15 protein-coding genes are annotated in these 18,747 nt (G+C 57.8%); 11 read left to right on the top strand and 4 right to left on the bottom strand.

The window, feature by feature from the left end; translation table 11 throughout:
* Window positions 1-15 precede the first annotated feature (15 nt).
* From murA to hisC, 4 genes are all read left to right on the top strand, one after another.
* Window positions 16-1,281: a UDP-N-acetylglucosamine 1-carboxyvinyltransferase gene (gene murA / locus PMYSY11_RS17970; RefSeq protein ID WP_069898007.1), complete on the top strand. Its 1,266-nt coding sequence runs from the start codon at window positions 16-18 to the stop codon at window positions 1,279-1,281.
* Between the two features lie 125 nt (window positions 1,282-1,406).
* On the top strand, window positions 1,407-2,042 hold the full coding sequence (gene hisG / locus PMYSY11_RS17965) for an ATP phosphoribosyltransferase (RefSeq protein WP_069898006.1): 636 nt from the start codon (window positions 1,407-1,409) through the stop codon (window positions 2,040-2,042).
* A gap of 203 nt (window positions 2,043-2,245) precedes the next feature.
* Window positions 2,246-3,556: a histidinol dehydrogenase gene (gene hisD, locus PMYSY11_RS17960; protein WP_090509726.1), complete on the top strand. Its 1,311-nt coding sequence runs from the start codon at window positions 2,246-2,248 to the stop codon at window positions 3,554-3,556.
* Between the two features lie 49 nt (window positions 3,557-3,605).
* Window positions 3,606-4,658, top strand: a complete 1,053-nt coding sequence (gene hisC, locus PMYSY11_RS17955) for a histidinol-phosphate transaminase (RefSeq protein WP_150547621.1) — start codon at window positions 3,606-3,608, stop codon at window positions 4,656-4,658.
* Window positions 4,659-4,734: 76 nt separating this feature from the next.
* Here hisC and algW read toward each other — a convergent pair whose 3' ends face one another.
* Entirely contained in the window at window positions 4,735-5,877 is a 1,143-nt protein-coding gene (gene algW / locus PMYSY11_RS17950) for a Do family serine endopeptidase AlgW (protein ID WP_069898003.1), read from the bottom strand.
* A 109-nt stretch (window positions 5,878-5,986) separates the two neighbouring features.
* Between algW and PMYSY11_RS17945 the strand changes: the two genes are divergently transcribed.
* The 3 genes from PMYSY11_RS17945 (at window position 5,987) to cysN (ending at window position 9,739) form a co-directional block, all read left to right on the top strand.
* A complete protein-coding gene (locus tag PMYSY11_RS17945) occupies window positions 5,987-6,745 on the top strand; it encodes a Nif3-like dinuclear metal center hexameric protein (RefSeq protein ID WP_150547620.1) in 759 nt (252 codons plus the stop codon).
* Between the two features lie 165 nt (window positions 6,746-6,910).
* Window positions 6,911-7,828: a sulfate adenylyltransferase subunit CysD gene (gene cysD, locus PMYSY11_RS17940; RefSeq protein ID WP_069898001.1), complete on the top strand. Its 918-nt coding sequence runs from the start codon at window positions 6,911-6,913 to the stop codon at window positions 7,826-7,828.
* A 12-nt stretch (window positions 7,829-7,840) separates the two neighbouring features.
* Entirely contained in the window at window positions 7,841-9,739 is a 1,899-nt protein-coding gene (gene cysN, locus PMYSY11_RS17935; protein WP_069898000.1) for a sulfate adenylyltransferase subunit CysN, read from the top strand.
* A gap of 133 nt (window positions 9,740-9,872) precedes the next feature.
* Here cysN and PMYSY11_RS17930 read toward each other — a convergent pair whose 3' ends face one another.
* On the bottom strand, window positions 9,873-10,313 hold the full coding sequence (locus tag PMYSY11_RS17930; RefSeq protein WP_069897999.1) for a Z-ring associated ZapG family protein: 441 nt from the start codon (window positions 10,311-10,313) through the stop codon (window positions 9,873-9,875).
* Window positions 10,314-10,452: 139 nt separating this feature from the next.
* Here PMYSY11_RS17930 and PMYSY11_RS17925 point away from each other — a divergent pair, with 139 nt between their 5' ends.
* From PMYSY11_RS17925 to zapE, 3 genes are all read left to right on the top strand, one after another.
* Window positions 10,453-11,082: an alpha/beta hydrolase gene (locus PMYSY11_RS17925; RefSeq protein WP_150547619.1), complete on the top strand. Its 630-nt coding sequence runs from the start codon at window positions 10,453-10,455 to the stop codon at window positions 11,080-11,082.
* 30 nt (window positions 11,083-11,112) lie between these two features.
* Window positions 11,113-12,456 (top strand): tryptophan--tRNA ligase, encoded by a 1,344-nt coding sequence (locus PMYSY11_RS17920; RefSeq protein ID WP_150547618.1) that lies wholly within the window; start codon window positions 11,113-11,115, stop codon window positions 12,454-12,456.
* Window positions 12,457-12,664: 208 nt separating this feature from the next.
* The gene (gene zapE, locus PMYSY11_RS17915) at window positions 12,665-13,759 is read left to right on the top strand and encodes a cell division protein ZapE (RefSeq protein ID WP_150547617.1); all 1,095 of its coding nucleotides are present in this window, start codon (window positions 12,665-12,667) and stop codon (window positions 13,757-13,759) included.
* Between the two features lie 78 nt (window positions 13,760-13,837).
* Here zapE and PMYSY11_RS17910 read toward each other — a convergent pair whose 3' ends face one another.
* Entirely contained in the window at window positions 13,838-14,842 is a 1,005-nt protein-coding gene (locus tag PMYSY11_RS17910) for a GlxA family transcriptional regulator (RefSeq protein ID WP_069897995.1), read from the bottom strand.
* 171 nt (window positions 14,843-15,013) lie between these two features.
* Between PMYSY11_RS17910 and PMYSY11_RS17905 the strand changes: the two genes are divergently transcribed.
* Window positions 15,014-16,159 carry an acyl-CoA dehydrogenase family protein gene (locus PMYSY11_RS17905; protein ID WP_170860556.1) on the top strand — a complete coding sequence of 382 codons (1,146 nt, stop codon included), beginning with the start codon at window positions 15,014-15,016 and terminating at the stop codon, window positions 16,157-16,159.
* Window positions 16,160-16,997: 838 nt separating this feature from the next.
* Here PMYSY11_RS17905 and recN read toward each other — a convergent pair.
* Entirely contained in the window at window positions 16,998-18,671 is a 1,674-nt protein-coding gene (gene recN, locus PMYSY11_RS17900; protein ID WP_069897993.1) for a DNA repair protein RecN, read from the bottom strand.
* Window positions 18,672-18,747 lie beyond the last annotated feature (76 nt).

Genomic DNA, 18,747 nt, shown 5'->3' with positions numbered 1-18,747 from the left:
GGCGACGAGATAACTATGGATAAACTGATTATTACCGGCGGCGTTCGCCTTGATGGCGAAATTCGCATTTCCGGTGCCAAGAACTCGGCTTTGCCGATTTTGGCTGCAACGTTGCTGGGCGACTCGCCGATTACCATTTGCAACCTCCCGCACCTGCACGACATCACCACGATGATCGAGCTGTTCGGGCGCATGGGTATCGAGCCGATTATTGATGAAAAGCTCAGCGTTGAAGTCGACGCGCGCGCCATCAAGACGCTGGTAGCGCCTTATGAGCTGGTGAAAACCATGCGCGCCTCGATCTTGGTTCTGGGACCAATGGTTGCGCGCTTTGGCGAGGCAGAAGTTGCCCTGCCGGGTGGTTGCGCGATTGGTTCGCGTCCGGTCGACCTGCACATTCGCGGCCTCGAAGCCATGGGTGCGAAGATCGACGTTGAAGCCGGTTACATCAAGGCCAAGGCGCCTGAAGGTGGCCTGGTCGGCGCCAACTTCCACTTTGACATGGTCAGTGTTACGGGCACCGAAAACATCATGATGGCTGCTGCATTGGCCAATGGCCGCAGTGTCCTGACGAACGCCGCACGCGAGCCGGAAGTCGTGGATCTGGCTAACTGCCTGATCGCCATGGGCGCAAAAATTGAAGGTGCCGGTACTGACACCATCACCATCGACGGCGTTAAACGCCTCGGCGGCGCTACCTTCAGCGTGATGCCAGACCGTATCGAAACCGGTACTTACCTGGTGGCCGCCGCTGCTACGGGTGGTCGCGTCAAGGTCAAGGACACCGATCCGAGCACGCTCGGCGCTGTTCTCGAAAAGCTTGAAGAAGCCGGCGCTGTAGTTACTTGTGGTCCGGACTGGATCGAACTCGACATGCAGGGCAAGCGTCCCAAGGCGGTAAGCCTGGTAACTGCTCCGTATCCTGAGTTCCCGACCGATATGCAGGCTCAGTTTATCGCGCTCAATGCGATTGCTGATGGCGTGGGCACCATCGTTGAAACGGTGTTCGAAAACCGCTTCATGCATGTACATGAAATGCTGCGCATGGGTGCGCAAATCCAGGTTGAAGGCAACACGGCCACTGTTACCGGTGCCGAGCGACTGGTGGGTGCGCCGGTTATGGCCACCGACTTGCGTGCATCGGCCAGTCTGGTAATTGCCGCGCTGGTTGCTGAAGGCGACACCCTGATCGACCGCATCTACCACATTGACCGTGGTTACGAGTGCATCGAAGAGAAGCTGCAATTACTCGGCGCGAAAATCCGCCGCGTTCCGGGCTGATCAAACGCTATAGACGTCTGCGAGCAGGGTTTTAGAACTGCTCGCAGGGTTGTCCTGTGTTTGCGGTTGCGCTGATTGCAATCGTGCCTGTGACGATACAACCGCTTTTAAAGGTTTGAATAAAAATGCTCACCATTGCGTTGTCCAAAGGCCGCATTCTCGATGACACCCTGCCATTGTTGGCAGAGGCCGGCATTGTGCCGACAGAGAATCCGGATAAAAGCCGCAAGCTGATTATCCCGACGACACAGGAAGATGTTCGCCTGCTGATCGTGCGTGCGACCGATGTACCGACCTATGTTGAGCATGGCGCGGCTGATCTGGGGATTGCCGGTAAAGACGTGCTGATGGAGTACGGCGGTCAGGGTTTGTATGAACCGCTCGACCTGCGTATCGCCCGTTGCAAGCTGATGACCGCTGGGGCTGTAGGTGCGCCGGAGCCGAAAGGCCGCCTGCGTATCGCCACCAAGTTCGTCAACGTTGCCAAGCGTTATTATGCCGAGCAGGGCCGTCAGGTCGATGTCATCAAGCTGTACGGCTCGATGGAATTGGCGCCGCTGGTGGGCCTTGCCGACAAGATTATCGACGTGGTCGATACCGGTAACACGCTGCGTGCCAATGGCCTTGAGGCGCAAGACCTGATCGCCACGATCAGCTCGCGTCTGGTGGTCAACAAAGCGTCGATGAAAATGCAGCACGCGCGCATCCAGGCGCTGATCGATGCCTTGCGCATTGCGGTCGAGTCGCGTCACCCAAGCTGATTCCCTTCGGCATTACGCCGCACTTTGCGCCACGGACGGCGCAAATGCCGAATTCGCAGGAGCGACTCGGTTCCCCTATCCGTGTAATAGCCAGAATTGTCAGGTGCCCGCACGGTGCGGCTGGTATTGTATGGGCGCCTGAAAATCTTCGTTCTCAGGATTACGTACCCGTTTTGTGACCTTGCCAAACAATGAGGCCCGCTATGACCGCTCCCATCGCTATCCGCCGACTCAATGCTGCTGAGCAGGGTTTTGCCCATCATCTTGATCAGCTGCTGAGCTGGGAAAGCGTGTCTGATGACGGCGTCAATCAGCGGGTGCTGGAAATCATTGCCGCCGTGCGCAGCCGCGGTGACGCAGCTCTGGTCGAGTACACCCAGCGCTTCGACGGACTGGAAGTGGCCAGCATGGCCGACCTGATTCTGCCGCGTGCCCGTTTGGAACAGGCTCTGCAGCGGATCACCGCCGAGCAGCGCACAGCACTCGAAACCGCCGCTGAACGTGTGCGCAGCTATCACGAGAAGCAGAAGCAGGATTCCTGGCGTTACACCGAAGCAGACGGCACCGTGCTCGGCCAGCAAGTAACGCCGCTCGACCGCGCCGGTCTTTACGTGCCAGGCGGTAAGGCGACTTATCCGTCTTCGGTGTTGATGAACGCAATCCCGGCCAAGGTCGCGGGCGTGGCCGAAGTGGTCATGGTTGTGCCGACGCCGCGTGGTGAAATCAACGAGATGGTGCTGGCCGCTGCCGCGATTGCCGGCGTAGACCGGGTCTTCACCATCGGTGGTGCGCAAGCCGTTGCAGCGCTCGCGTACGGCACCGAAAGCGTGCCGCCGGTCGACAAGATTGTTGGCCCGGGCAATATCTATGTGGCCACCGCCAAGCGCCACGTGTTCGGTAAAGTCGGCATCGACATGATCGCCGGTCCTTCGGAGATTCTGGTGGTGTGCGACGGCCAGACCGACCCGGACTGGATCGCCATGGACCTGTTCTCGCAGGCCGAACACGATCAGGATGCGCAGTCGATTCTGCTCAGCACCGACGCGGCGTTCCTCGACAAAGTCGCAGAAAGCATCAACCGTTTGCTGCCGACCATGGAGCGTGCAGACATTATCCGCACCTCGCTGGAAGAGCGTGGCGCGTTGATTCATGTTGCCGACAAGGCACAGGCCGTCGAAGTGGCCAACCGGATTGCACCAGAGCACCTGGAATTGTCGGTTGAATCGCCAGAAGAGTGGCTGCCGCTGATCCGTCACGCTGGCGCGATTTTCATGGGCCGTTACACCGCCGAGGCTTTGGGCGATTACTGCGCTGGCCCGAACCACGTATTGCCAACGTCCGGCACGGCACGGTTCTCATCGCCGCTGGGGGTTTATGACTTCCAGAAGCGTTCGTCGATCATTTACTGCTCGGCAGACGGCGCCTCGGTGTTGGGTAAAACCGCCTCGGTGCTGGCGCGCGGTGAATCGCTGACAGCCCACGCGCGCAGTGCTGAATACCGGATCAAGTCATAATCGGCTTCATGCCCGATTGAATTGCCATATTTTCGAGGAGACAAGGGTGATGAGTAAGTTCTGGAGCCCTTTCGTCAAAGACCTGGTGCCTTATGTGCCAGGTGAGCAACCCAAGTTAACCAAGCTGGTCAAACTCAACACCAACGAAAACCCTTACGGCCCTTCGCCAAAAGCCATCGCGGCGATGCAGGCCGAAGTCACTGATGATCTGCGTCTTTATCCAGACCCTAACGGTGACCGGCTGAAGCAGGCGGTAGCCGATTATTACGGCGTGCAGACCAATCAGGTGTTTGTCGGTAACGGCTCGGATGAAGTGTTGGCACATGCCTTCCACGGCCTGTTCCAGCACGGCAAACCGCTGCTGTTTCCGGACATCAGCTACAGCTTCTATCCGGTTTATTGCGGCCTGTATGGCATTGAAGCCAAGCAGATTGCGCTGGATGAGCAGTTCCAGATTCGCATCGAAGATTACGCGCAGGCCAATGCCGGCATCATCTTCCCGAACCCGAACGCCCCAACCGGTTGCCTGCTGGCGCTGGAGGCCATTGAGCGCCTGCTGCAACTCAACACCGAAACAGTGGTGCTGGTGGATGAGGCCTACGTTGATTTCGGCGGTGAGTCGGCAATTTCGCTGGTCGATAAATACCCGAACTTGCTGGTCACCCAGACGTTGTCTAAGTCGCGTTCGCTGGCCGGTTTGCGCGTGGGGCTGGCCGTTGGTCATCCTGATCTGATCGAGGCGCTGGAGCGTATCAAGAACAGCTTCAACTCCTACCCGCTGGACCGCATGGCCATTGCGGGTGCCGCGGCGGCGTTTGCCGACCGCGAGTACTTCGCGCAAACCTGCAAAGCGGTTATCGACAGCCGTGAAACAGTGGTGGCTGGTTTGCAGGCGCTGGGCTTTGAAGTGTTGCCGTCCAAGGCCAACTTCGTTTTCGCCCGTCATCCGCAACATGACGCTGCCAAGTTGGCGGCCAGGTTGCGTGAGCAAGGGGTTATCGTGCGCCACTTCACGCAGGCGCGCATCGCTCAGTTTCTGCGCATTACCATCGGTACACCTGAGCAGAATCAGGCCTTGCTGGACGTACTTGAAGGCGTTTAACACAGCGCTACTGTTCGGCATAAAAAAGCCGGATCATCTTAGGGTGATCCGGCTTTTTGCTGTCTGCACGTTGTGCTTAGTTGGTTGACGCTGGCGGGCGAATGCCGACTTCTGCGGTGAGCTGCATGGCTTCGCCGTTGCGCATAATATCAATGCGAATCTTGTCGCCGGGTTTTGCCCGGGCCACCTGATTCATTGAGCGGCGGCCGTCGCTGGCAGACTCTCCATCAATCGTCAGAATCAAATCGCCGGGTTGCAGGCCAGCCTTTTGCGCCGGGCCGTCGCGGTAGATGCCGGCAACAATAATGCCTGGGCGACCTTCCATGCCGAACGATTCAGCCAGTTCAGGGGTCAGAGGTTGTACTTCAATTCCCAGCCAGCCACGGATGACTTGGCCATGTTCGATGATTGCCTGCATAACATCCAATGCCAGCTTGACCGGAATCGCGAAGCCGATACCTTGCGAGCCGCCGGACTTGGAGAAAATCGCAGTGTTGATGCCGACCAGATTGCCGTAGGCATCAACCAGCGCGCCGCCCGAGTTGCCGGGGTTGATCGCGGCGTCGGTCTGGATAAAGTCTTCGTAGGTATTGAGGCCCAACTGGTTGCGACCGGTTGCGCTGATAATGCCCATGGTCACGGTCTGACCAACGCCGAACGGGTTGCCGATGGCCAGCGTGACATCGCCAATCTTGATGTTGTCGGAGCGTCCGAGGGTGATGGAAGGCAAGTCATCAAGGTCGATCTTGAGCACTGCCAAGTCGGTTTCCGGGTCACTGCCAATCACGCGTGCCAGCGTTTCGCGACCATCCTTAAGGGCCACGACAATCTGGTCGGCGTCTGCGGTCACGTGATTGTTGGTCAGCAGGTAACCTTCCGGGCTCATGATTACCGCCGAGCCCAGGCTCGACTCCATGCGCCGTTGCTTGGGCAGGTTGTCGCCGAAGAACTTGCGGAACTGCGGGTCTTCAAACAGCGGGTGAGCCGGTTTGTTGACGTACTTGGTGGTGTAAAGGTTGGCCACAGCCGGAGACGCCAGCGTCACTGCATCCGCATAAGAGGCCGGGCCTTGCTTGCTGAGACTGTATTTGGGGGATTGCGTGAGTTGCACATCCTGGCTTGGAAGGCCAACCCACTGGGGATAGCGCTGGATAATCAGCAGCGCCAACAACACACCAGCAAGCAGAGGCCAACCGAGAAAACGCAGAGCCTTGGGCATCAATCAAATCCTGAGGGTTGCTAGGGCAAAAAAGGCCCCTTAATGTGGGCATTATAAAGGGCGGGTCGCTAATAAAGCAGCGTTCTGCCGCGTTTGATAGGGAATCTTAATGGCAATTGCACTGTCCACTCTCGTTGATGAAGCTGAACGCTACCTGAATTCCGCCTCTATAAACGATTACTGTCCAAATGGCCTGCAAATCGAAGGTCGTCCGCAGGTGCGTAAAATCGTCTCAGGTGTCACCGCCAGTCAGGCGTTGATCGACGCCGCAATCGAAGCCGAAGCTGATGTTCTGTTGGTACATCACGGCTACTTCTGGAAGGGTGAAAATCCGTGTGTCACCGGCATGAAGCAGCGCCGCCTGAAAGCCCTGCTGGCCAATGACATCAGCTTGCTCGCCTTCCACTTGCCGCTCGACGTTCACCCCGAGGTCGGCAACAACGTTCAGCTTGCTGCGCAATTGGGTATCACCGTCGAAGGTCCGCTCGAGCCGGGCAATCCGCGCACTGTTGGGCTGGTCGGCTCACTGGCGGAAGCGCAAACCGCTGAAGAGTTCGCCCAGCGGGTAAAACAAGTGTTGGGACGCGAGCCTTTGTTGGTTGCCGGGCCGCAGATGATTCGGCGAGTCGGCTGGTGCACCGGCGGTGGGCAAGGCTATATCGATCAGGCGGTTGCTGCCGGCGTTGACCTGTATTTGACCGGCGAAGCCTCCGAGCAAACCTTCCATAGCGCCCGGGAAAATGCCATCAGCTTTATTGCGGCAGGCCACCACGCGACAGAGCGCTACGGCGTGCAAGCGCTGGGTGATTATCTGGCGCGACGCTTCGCCCTTGAACACCAGTTCATCGACTGCCCGAACCCTATTTGATCCGCCCTCCAACCAGCAGTGCTCGCCTCTGAGTGCTGCTTTCGCCGGCATAATGTTAGACCGTTTTGTTCTAGATAGCGCCCTGAATAGACCGTTGTGCTGTGCTAGAGTGCGGCTCTAATCCACGGCCCGCCGGCCCAATGATATAGCCAATCGTGAGTAGCCATGCTCGATAAACTGACGCACCTGAAACAGCTGGAGGCGGAGAGTATCCACATCATTCGTGAAGTGGCCGCCGAATTCGATAACCCGGTGATGCTCTATTCCATCGGTAAAGATTCCGCCGTGATGCTCCATCTGGCGCGCAAGGCATTCTTCCCGGGCAAGTTGCCTTTCCCGGTATTGCACGTCGATACGCGCTGGAAATTCCAGGAGATGTACCGCTTCCGCGAGCAGATGGTCACGGAAATGGGCCTGGATCTGATTACCCACATCAACCCTGATGGCGTGGCTCAGAACATCAACCCGTTCACCCACGGCAGCGCCAAGCATACCGACATCATGAAAACCGAAGGCCTCAAGCAGGCACTCGACAAGCATGGTTTCGATGCCGCTTTCGGTGGCGCCCGTCGTGACGAAGAGAAGTCGCGTGCCAAAGAGCGCGTGTACTCCTTCCGTGACAGCAAGCATCGTTGGGACCCGAAGAATCAGCGTCCAGAGCTGTGGAATGTTTACAACAGCAAGGTCAAGAAGGGTGAGTCGATTCGGGTGTTCCCGCTCTCCAACTGGACCGAGCTGGATATCTGGCAGTACATCTACCTTGAGCAGATCCCGATCGTGCCGCTTTACTTCGCTGCCGAGCGTGATGTGATCGAGAAGAATGGCACGCTGATCATGATTGATGACGAGCGCATTCTTGAGCACCTCACCGATGAAGAGAAGTCGCGGATCGAGAAGCGCAAAGTGCGTTTCCGTACCCTTGGCTGCTATCCGTTGACGGGTGCTGTCGAGTCCGAGGCCGAAACCCTCACCGATATCATTCAGGAAATGCTCCTGACCCGTACGTCCGAACGCCAGGGGCGCGTCATCGATCACGATGGAGCGGGCTCTATGGAAGAGAAAAAACGTCAGGGCTACTTCTAAGGATCGCGCACGATGAGTCATCAATCCGATTTGATCAGCGAGGACATCCTCGCCTATCTGGCCCAGCACGAACGCAAGGAACTGCTGCGCTTTCTTACTTGCGGTAACGTCGACGACGGCAAGAGCACGCTAATCGGCCGCCTGCTGCACGACTCCAAGATGATCTACGAAGATCACCTTGAGGCGATTACCCGCGACTCGAAAAAGAGCGGCACCACCGGCGAAGAAGTGGATCTGGCGCTGCTGGTTGATGGTCTGCAAGCCGAGCGCGAGCAGGGCATCACCATCGACGTGGCCTACCGTTATTTCTCGACCGCCAAGCGCAAGTTCATCATTGCCGATACACCAGGCCATGAGCAGTACACGCGCAACATGGCCACGGGCGCCTCGACCTGTGACCTGGCGATTATTCTGATCGATGCGCGTTACGGCGTGCAGACTCAGACCAAGCGTCATAGCTTTATTGCCTCGTTGCTGGGCATCAAGCACATCGTTGTGGCCGTCAACAAGATGGACCTCAAGGGCTTCGATGAAGGCGTCTTCGAGCAGATCAAGGCCGATTACCTGAAGTTCGCCGAAGGTATTCAGCTCAAGCCAACATCGCTGCACTTCGTGCCGATGTCTGCGCTCAAAGGCGACAACGTGGTCAACCACAGCGAGCAGTCGCCTTGGTACACCGGCCAGACGCTGATGGAAATTCTTGAGACTGTTGAAGTCGCGGGTGATCGCAACTTCACCGACCTGCGTTTCCCGGTGCAGTACGTTAACCGTCCGAACCTGAACTTCCGTGGTTTTGCCGGCACGCTCGCCAGTGGCATCGTGCACAAGGGCGACGAAGTGATGGTGTTGCCTTCGGGCAAGAGCAGCAAGGTCAAGTCCATCGTCACCTACGAAGGAGAGCTTGAGCAGGCCGGTCCTGGCCAGGCGATTACCCTGACTCTGGAAGACGAGATCGACGTGTCGCGTGGCGACATGCTGGTGCATGCCGACAATCGTCCGCAGGTCACTGACAGCTTCGATGCCATGCTGGTGTGGATGGCCGAAGAGCCCATGCTGCCAGGCAAGAAATACGACATCAAACGCGCCACCAGCTACGTGCCGGGCACTATCGCCAGCATTACTCACCGCGTGGATGTAAACACCCTGGAACAGGGCGCTGCGAGCAGCCTCAACCTGAACGAAATCGGTCAGGTCAAAGTGGCTCTGGATGCATCGATTGCGTTGGATGGCTACGCGCATAACCGCACCACGGGCGCGTTTATCGTGGTCGACCGGCTGACCAATGGCACCGTTGGCGCCGGCATGATCATCGCCGATGCTGTCGGTTCGCAAGGCGGTTCGCATCACGGCAAACAAGCTCACGTTTCGACTGAAGAGCGTTCTGCGCGTCTCGGTCAGCAGCCGGCTACTGTGTTGTTCAGCGGCCTGTCGGGCGCTGGCAAGAGCACCTTGGCTTACGCGGTTGAGCGCAAGCTGTTTGACATGGGCCGTGCGGTATACGTACTTGATGGTCAGAACCTGCGTCACGACCTCAACAAAGGTCTGCCGCAAGACCGTGTTGGTCGTACCGAGAACTGGCGTCGTGCCGCACACGTGGCGCGCCAGTTCAACGAAGCGGGCCTGCTGACACTGGCTGCCTTCGTCGCGCCGTCGGCTGAAGGCCGTGAGCAAGCACGCACATTGATCGGCGCCGAGCGCATGATTACTGTTTACGTGCAGGCTTCACCGCAGGCGTGCCGCGAACGTGACCCGCAGGGCTTGTATGCCGCCAATGGCGACAACATCCCAGGCGAGTCCTTCCCGTATGACGTGCCGCTGGATGCGGATCTGGTTATCGACACGCAAAGCGTATCGGTCGAGGAAGGCGTCAAGCAGGTACTCGCGGTACTGCGCGAACGCGGCGCGATTTAACACCACTGACCCACTGCGGCGGATTCGTTGCAGTGGGCTTCGGTTGTTAACGTACTAATCGCAGACAATAAAAAACCCGCATTCAAATGAGTGCGGGTTTTTTATTGTCTGGTATTTATTGACCAGTGTGCGCTTAACGCTTGCTTTTGAGGCCGTAATTCTCGTCGAGCATGCCCGGTACGTCTGCGCCTTTTGGGGCGTAGTCTTTAGGCATCTCATTGTCGCGTGGCGGCGTCAGGCGTTCACGACGCTCGCTGCCTTCACCTGAGTGCAGTGCCGCCAGCAAACTCTGCCGGGTCACGTCATCCAGCGCCAGACGTTGCGCGCCTTCGGCCAGATGCTGTTCAACATCTTCATAGCTCTGGGTCAGTTTCTTGACCAGGCTGCTGGTGGTTCTGAAGTGGCTGACGACCTCACTCTGGTAGGCGTCAAATTTGTCCTGCATGTCGTCCAGCTGACGCTGTGTGCGGCTTGGGGCTGCATTCGGTGCCAGGCGGGCAATCAGAAAACCGATAGCAATACCTGCTACCAGTGCGAGGGCTGGTAACAGCCAGTCGGTTAGCGTCTGTTCCACGAGTCCTTCCTCTCTATACGGCTTTGCATTACGTTAACGGCTCGAACCTGCGCTGTATACTGCTTTGCATTGCCGATGAGTGCAGTGCAGGTTGTCTTTCTAGACGAGTCTATCGAGTTATTGGTCACGGAGCGTAGCGTTGCTTAGTCGAGAAACCCCTTTGTTTATAAACGGCCCGTGCGGTCAATTGGAAGCTTTATCGCTCACAGTAGCTGATGCGCGAGGCGTTGCGTTGATCTGCCATCCGAATCCGGTGCAGGGCGGCACAATGCTCAACAAGGTTGTTTCGACCTTGCAGCGCACGGCGCGTGATCAGGGCTTACATACCTTGCGCTTCAATTATCGCGGAACCGGCGCAAGTGCCGGCAGCCACGACATGGCGTTCGGTGAGGTTGATGATGCCGAAGCAGCCCTCAACTGGCTGCGCGAACAGCATCCGCAATTACCCATCACGCTTATGGGATTCTCTTTTGGCGGTTTTGTTGCAGCCGCACTGGCAGGCCGACTGGAAGAGCAGGGCGTGGAGCTGGCGAACTTGTTCATGGTTGCGCCCGCCGTCAATCGCCTGAGCGCCGATACGCCGCTGTCCTCGCGCTGCCCGATGACCATCATTCAGCCAGAAACCGATGAAGTGATCCCGCCAGAAGTGGTTTATCAGTGGTCGGCTGCGCTTGAACGTCCCCATGAGTTGCTGAAAGTGGCAGAATGCGGTCACTTTTTCCATGGCAAGCTGACCGATCTCAAGGATCTGTTGCTGCCACGTCTTTGAATCCGTATGCAGTCTGACAAGCGATAAGCCATGACCACACGTATCCTTACTGGCATCACCACCACCGGCACTCCGCACTTGGGCAACTATGCGGGCGCGATTCGTCCGGCCATTGTTGCCAGCCGCAGTGACAACTTTGACTCGTTCTATTTTCTGGCGGACTACCACGCGCTGATCAAATGTGATGATCCGGCGCGTATTCAGCGTTCGCGTCTGGAAATCGCCGCTACCTGGTTGGCCTGTGGTCTGGACGTTAACCGGGCGACCTTTTATCGCCAGTCCGACATCCCGGAGATCCCTGAGCTGTGCTGGTTGCTGACGTGCGTGGCGGGCAAGGGCTTGCTTAATCGCGCTCACGCCTACAAGGCCTCGGTCGATAAGAATGTGGAGAGCGGTGAAGACCCGGATGCCGGTATCACCATGGGCCTGTTCAGCTATCCGGTGCTGATGGCCGCCGATATTCTGATGTTCAACGCGCAGAAGGTTCCGGTCGGTCGCGATCAGATCCAGCACGTTGAAATGGCTCGCGACATTGCTCAGCGCTTCAATCATCTGTTTGGTCAGGGCAAGGAACTGTTCGCCCTGCCAGAAGCGGTGATTGAAGAGGATGTGGCCACATTGCCAGGCCTCGATGGCCGCAAGATGTCGAAGAGCTACGACAACACCATTCCGTTGTTCGGCACCGCCAAGCAACTGAAAGACGCTGTGGCGCGGATCGTTACCGACTCCAAGCTGCCGGGCGAAGCCAAAGACCCTGACAACTCGCATCTGTTTACCTTGTATCAGGCGTTCTCGACGGCTGAACAACAGGCTGCTCTGCGCGCCGAGCTGCTCGACGGTCTGGCGTGGGGCGAAGCCAAGCAGCGTCTGTTCGAATTGCTCGACAATGAGCTGGGCGAAGCTCGTGAGCGCTACAACGCGCTGATCAGCAAACCTGCCGATCTGGAAGACATTCTGCTCGACGGCGCGGCAAAAGCGCGTAAAACCGCAACGCCGTTCCTGGGTGAGCTGCGTGAAGCGGTCGGCCTGCGCTCGTTCCGCAGCGCTGCAGTCGATACTCAGGCCGGTAAAAAGAAAGCGGCGAAAAGCGCGCGCTTTGTCAGCTTCCGTGATGAAGACGGCAGCTTCCGTTTCCGTTTGCTGGATGCGGCAGGCGAGCAGCTGTTGTTGTCAGTCGCTTTTGCCGACGGCAAGTCTGCCGGCATGGTCAACAAGCGTTTGCAGTCGGGTGATGAGTTGGATGTTCGCCAGCACAACAGTGGTTTTGCCGTGTGGCTGGATGATGCTGCTGTTGCGCACAGCCCGGACTTTGCCGATAGCGCTAGCTGTGAGTCGGCTATTGCGCGCCTGCGCGAAGCGCTGCAAGGCGAGTAAAGGCAACCTTTACTGCACCGCACGCTGGCTGACGCGCCAGCGTGCGGGCTGCCCCCGGCGATGTGCCGTATTGCCTGATTTTGCGCGCCTCCACGGCCTTTACGGGATGATTTCAGCGTTCACACCACCACTAGACAGATAGCCGATTGCCATTCCAAGCGTTCGTCGCTAAAGTTACGCCCCTATTTTTGTTACCCAGCTAACGAATATGACTCCGCTAGAACGCTATCAAGCCGATCTTAAACGCCCCGACTTCTTCCATGACGCCGCGCAAGAAACAGCTGTGCGTCATTTGCAGCGCCTGTATGACGATCTGGTCGCTGACTCGAAGAGCAAGCCGGGTATGTTCGGCAAGCTGTTTGGCAAGAAGCAGGCCGCGCCGGTTAAAGGTCTCTACTTCTGGGGTGGCGTTGGCCGGGGTAAGACTTATCTGGTCGATACTTTCTTTGATGCGCTGCCGTTCGAGCGCAAGGTGCGCACCCACTTCCACCGCTTCATGAAGCGCGTGCACGAAGAGATGCGTACCCTCAAAGGCGAGAAGAACCCGCTGACTATCATTGGCAAGCGTTTCGCCGATGAAGCGCAAGTCATCTGCTTTGACGAATTCTTTGTTTCCGACATTACCGACGCAATGATTCTGGCGACCTTGCTCGAAGAGTTATTCAAGAACGGTGTGTGCCTGGTGGCAACGTCAAACATCGTGCCTGACGGCTTGTATAAAGATGGTTTGCAGCGAGCGCGCTTCCTGCCTGCGATTGCGTTGCTCAAGCAGCACACCGATATCGTCAACGTCGACAGTGGCGTCGATTATCGCCTGCGTGCGTTGGAGCAGGCCGAGTTGTTCCATTGGCCGCTGGATGCCGAAGCAGAGGCCAGCTTGCACCGTAGTTTCAGCAGCTTGCTGCCGGATTGCACGCATGCAGTCGAAGGCGAAGCGATCATGATTGAGAATCGCGAAATCAAGGCGGTTCGGGTCTGTGAAGACGTTGCCTGGTTCGAGTTCCGCGAATTGTGCGACGGCCCGCGCAGCCAGAATGACTACATTGAGCTGGGCAAGATCTTCCACGCGGTGTTGCTGGCTAACGTCGAGCAGATGGGCGTGGCCAAAGACGACATGGCGCGGCGTTTTATCAACCTGGTTGATGAATTTTACGACCGCAACGTCAAACTGATCATCTCGGCCGAAGTTGAGCTGAAAGACCTATATACCGGCGGCCGTTTGACCTTTGAGTTCCAGCGCACCCTGAGCCGTTTGCTGGAGATGCAATCGCACGAGTTCCTGGCGCGGGCGCACAAGCCCTAAGCTGTTCGCGATTGCTGAAAAGGCTGCCAATGGCAGCCTTTTTTATTGTTCAGCGGATGGTCTTTGCAGTGGCTGCGATTATGCCGGCCCGTCCTTGTGCTGAAACTGGCGACGGTACTGGTTAGGTGACAACTCGGTGTGCTGGCGGAACAAGCGCGCAAAAAAGCTCGCATCGTCATAGCCGACTTCGTAGCTGATGGTCTTGATGCTCTTGCGCGTGGCGCTGAGCAGGCCCTTGGCCGTTTCAATACGCAGGCGCTGTAGATAGTGCAGTGGTTTGTCGCCAGTGGCGCCCTGAAACCGGCGCATGAAGTTACGAATGCTCATGCCATGCTCGCGGGCAACATCCTCGAAGCGAAACTTCTCGGCAAAGTGCTCCTCAAGCCACTGCTGAATTTGCAGGATGATGACATCGTGATGCTGTTTCTGGCCGCCAAAGCCGATACGGCCAGGGCTGTAACTGCGCTGCAGTTCGAACAGAATATCGCGGGCAACGCCTTGGGCGACGCTGGGGCCGCAGAAGCGCTCAATCAGGTAGATGTAAAGGTCGCTCGCTGAGGTGACGCCGCCTGCGCAAAACAGGTTATCGGCATCGGACAGGTGCTTGTCCTGATTGAGCAGAACTTTCGGGAAGCGCTGCTTGAATTCGCTGAAAAAACGCCAGTAAGTGGTCGCTTCCTTACCGTCCAGCAAGCCGGCTTCCGCCATCCAGAATACGCCGGTGGCTTCACCGCAGATCAGGCTGCCTTTGGCATGTTGCTGGCGCAGCCAGTCGAGAATCTGCGGGTAGCGCTTTTTCAGCGCATCAAAATCATCCCAAAAGGCCGGCAGAATGATGAGTTCGGCATCACCCAAACCTGCCTCACTGGTGATCATCACATTGCTGAAGCTTTTTACCGGTTGAGCGTCCGGTGAGACCAGCGAGATCTCGAACGCGGCGGTGAAACCCAGGCCAAGTTGCTTGCCGTAGCGCAAGCTGGCCATGTGGAAAAAATCCTTGGCTTGCATCAGGGTCGAGGCAAAAACGCCTTCGGTTGCCAGAATGCAGACTCGTTTTAGCGGTGTAGTCTGGATCAAACTCATGGTTTTTATTCTTGGTGTTTGGCGCGGGGCGCGTGAAGCACTTCTCTGGGGTAAAGTGGTCAGAGTGCGGCTGGATCGTCCTATTTTTTGGCGCATGTGTCCAGTGCGTTAGCCTCAGCTCTAGCCTACAGTCGCTGCCTGTTTTGTTTTTTCTTCCATTCAACGGTCAAGGTGATAGCGATGATTCCAAGAACAATTTTTAGCTCAGACCACGAATTATTCCGCGATAGCGTTCGCAAATTCCTTGAGCAGGACGCCGTGCCTTTCCATGCACAGTGGGAGAAAGACGGCTTTATTGACCGCGCCCTGTGGAACAAGGCGGGCGAGGCGGGCATGCTTTGCTCGCATATTCCGGAAGAATACGGCGGCATCGGCGCCGATTTTCTCTACAGCACGGTGGTGATCGAGGAAATCGGTAAGCTAGGACTGACCGGCATCGGCTTTTCCCTGCATTCGGATATCGTTGCGCCGTACATCCTGCATTACGGCTCCGAGGCGCTTAAGCAGAAGTACCTGCCAAAAATGGTAACGGGTGAAATGGTCACGGCAATTGCCATGACCGAGCCAGGCGCGGGTTCGGATTTGCAGGGCGTGAAGACCACCGCGGTGCTGGATGGCGATGACTACATCATCAACGGCTCGAAGACCTTCATCACCAACGGCTACCTGGCAGATCTGGTGATTGTGGTCGCCAAGACCGACCCGAAAGCAGGCGCTAAAGGCACCAGTCTGTTTTTGGTCGAGGCCAGCACGCCCGGGTTCACCAAGGGGCAGCGTCTGGAAAAGGTCGGCATGAAGGCGCAAGACACCTCCGAGCTGTTTTTCCAGGATGTGCGTGTACCGAAAGAGAATTTGCTGGGGCAGGCCGGTATGGGCTTCGCCTACCTGATGCAGGAGTTGCCGCAAGAGCGTCTGACCGTTGGTATTGGCGCAATCGCCTCGGCGCAGGCTGCGCTCGGCTGGACGCTTGAATACACGCGTGACCGCAAGGCATTCGGCAAGGCAATCTCTGACTTCCAGAACACGCGCTTCAAGCTTGCTGAAATGGCAACCGAGATTCAGGTCGGGCAGGTGTTTGTCGATCGCTGTCTGGAATTGCACCTCAACGGCAAGCTCGATGTGCCAACCGCCGCGATGCTGAAATACTGGGGCACCGATTTGCAGTGCAAGGTGCTTGATGAGTGCGTGCAGCTGCACGGCGGCTACGGCTTCATGTGGGAATACCCAGTCGCCCGCGCCTGGGCGGATGCACGTGTGCAGCGCATTTACGCCGGCACCAACGAAATTATGAAAGAGATCATCGCCCGCTCGTTGTAACCCGTTCGCGGTCCGGCTCGAAATCGCCATGACGGAAACCCCGTTGGGGGTTCCATCCTCCGATGGTGCGATAGGCATCAGGCGGAGGTTGGAATCCGCCGGTTGGTGCGACAGGCATGAGTTGGAGGTTGGAATCCGCGAAGCGGCTTCCGACATGACGGCGTAATGATCGTGCGCGGTTTGGTTGTTCAGCCTCAGGCCGCGCAATCGACGGCGCCAATGCTGGCGGAACAGCCGATTCGCGGCCCGGCTTGAAATTGTTATGACGGAAACCCCTTTGGGGGTTCCATCCTCCGATGGTGCGACAGGCATGAGCTGGAGGTTGGAATCCGCCGGTTGGTGCGACAGGTATAAGCTGGAGGTTGGAATCCGTGCAGCGGCTTCCGACATGGCGGCCTAATGATCGTGCGCGGTTCGGTTTTTCAGCGCCAAGCCGCGCAATCGACACCGCCAATGCTGGCGGAACTGCCAGTTCGTGGTCCGGCTTGAAATTGTTATGACGGAAACCCCGTTGGGGGTTCCATCCTCCGTTTGGCGCAGCAGGCATAAGTCGGAGGTTCGCCGGTTGGTGCGACAGGCATGAGTTGGAGGTTGGAATCCGCGCAGCGGCTTCCGACATGACGGCGCAATGATCGTGCGCGGTTTGGTTGTTCAGCCTCAGGCCGCGCAATCGACGGCGCCAATGCTGGCGGAACAGCCGATTCGCGGCCCGGCTTGAAATTGTTATGACGGAAACCCCGTTGGGGGTTCCATCCTCCGGTTGGCGCAGCAGGCATGAGTTGGAGGTTGGAATCCGCGAAGCGGCTTCCGACATTGCGGCCGATCGGTCGTGCGCGGTTTACGCTTGCGCGCTGCTGACCATCTGCCTTGCATGTGCCAGAGACTCTTCGGTGAGGTCGACGCCGCCGAGCATGCGGGCGATTTCTTCTACGCGCTGGGCTTCACTCAGGTTGCTTACGGCGGTGCGTGTGGCGTCGCTGCCGCGTGCCTTGTGCACGAATAAATGGTGATGGCCCTGCGCCGCAACCTGGGGCAAGTGGGTAACTGTTAACACTTGGCCGCGTTCGCCTAGGCGGCGCAGCAGTTGCCCGACCACTTCGGCCGTCGGGCCGCCAATGCCCACGTCTACTTCGTCAAATACCAGCGTTGGCACGCGCGATGTTTGCGCGGTAATCACCTGAATCGCCAGGCTGATACGCGACAGTTCGCCGCCTGAGGCTACTTTGGCTAACGCCTTCATCGGCTGGCCGGGGTTGGCGCTGACCAGAAACTCGACGTGCTCCATACCGTTTGGATGGGGTTCATCCAGCTGGTTGGCTTGCAGGGTGATGCTGAATCGCCCGCCTGGCATACCCAGCGTTTGCATCTCCGCTTCTGCCGCGACTGCCAGCTTATTGGCCGACTCCGCCCGGCGATTGCTCAGCTCCAGCGCCTTTTCCTGATAGTGACGCTCATACGAGGCCAGCTCTTCGGTCAGGCGCTCAACAGCCTGATCATCGGCATTCAGGCTTTCGAGTTCTTCAAACAGTTGCTGTTGCAGGGCTTCAAGTTCCTGCGGCTGAGTGCGGTGCTTACGTGCCAGTGTGTAGATGGCATCGAGGCGTTCTTCGAGTATTTGCAGGCGCTCGGGGTCTGCGTCGAAGTGGTCGAGGAAGCGATTAAGCTCACCGACGGCTTCTTCCACCTGAATCTGCGCGCTGCCAAGCATGTTGGCGGCTTCAGTCAGTGCGCCGGGTTGGCCTTTGAAGCTGCCCAGGCGATTGAGACTGGCGGTGAGTGCAGATAGCACGTTGCCAGAGTCGCTTTCGCTGCAAAAGTCGATTACCTGACGGCAAGCGCTGAGCAGGCTCTCGGCATTGGTCAGGTTCTTGTGTTCCTGCTCGAGCTGTTCCAGTTCGTTTTGGCCAAGCCCCAGGTTATCGAGCTCTTCGAGCTGATAGCTGAGCAGTTGGTGACGCGCGCGTTGTTCGTCGCCGATGTTGGCGATGCGGGTCAGTTCGCTGCGGGTTTGCTTCCAGCGTTGCGCGGCCAGTTGCACTTGGCGCGCCAGATCCTGGCAGCCGGCGAACTCGTCGAGCAGGCGGCGATGGGTTTCGGCCTTGAGCAGGGATTGGTGTTCATGCTGGCTGTGGATATCAATCAGCAATTCGCCAAGGGCTTTTAAATCCCCGAGCGGGCAGGGCGTGCCGTTGATGTAGCCGCGTGAGCGCCCTTCGGCGGTTATCACTCGGCGCAAAATGCACGGGCCGTCCTGTTGCAGGTCACGCTCCGCCAGCCAGGCCTTGGCCTCGCTGATGTCGCTGATGTCGAAGCTGGCGAGAATGTCCGCTTTGTCTGCGCCGGGGCGCACCACGCCGCTGTCTGCACGATCGCCCAGCGTCAGGCCCAGCGCGTCGAGCATGATCGACTTGCCCGCGCCGGTTTCGCCGCTGATGACGCTCATGCCGCCGTCCAGCTCAAGATCAAGATGCTCAACGATTGCGTAGTTATGTACGGACAGGTGCACCAGCATGGCGTGGCCTCCCAGAAATTAGGTCTGGTTATTTATACAGTAGTTTATTTGTGCCTTGCAATTACCTTGGGATGAG

Source organism: Pseudomonas marincola (genome assembly GCF_900682675.2).
Taxonomy (GTDB): Bacteria; Pseudomonadota; Gammaproteobacteria; order Pseudomonadales; family Pseudomonadaceae; genus Aquipseudomonas; species Aquipseudomonas marincola.
This window is presented reverse-complemented; position numbering and strand designations above follow the sequence as displayed.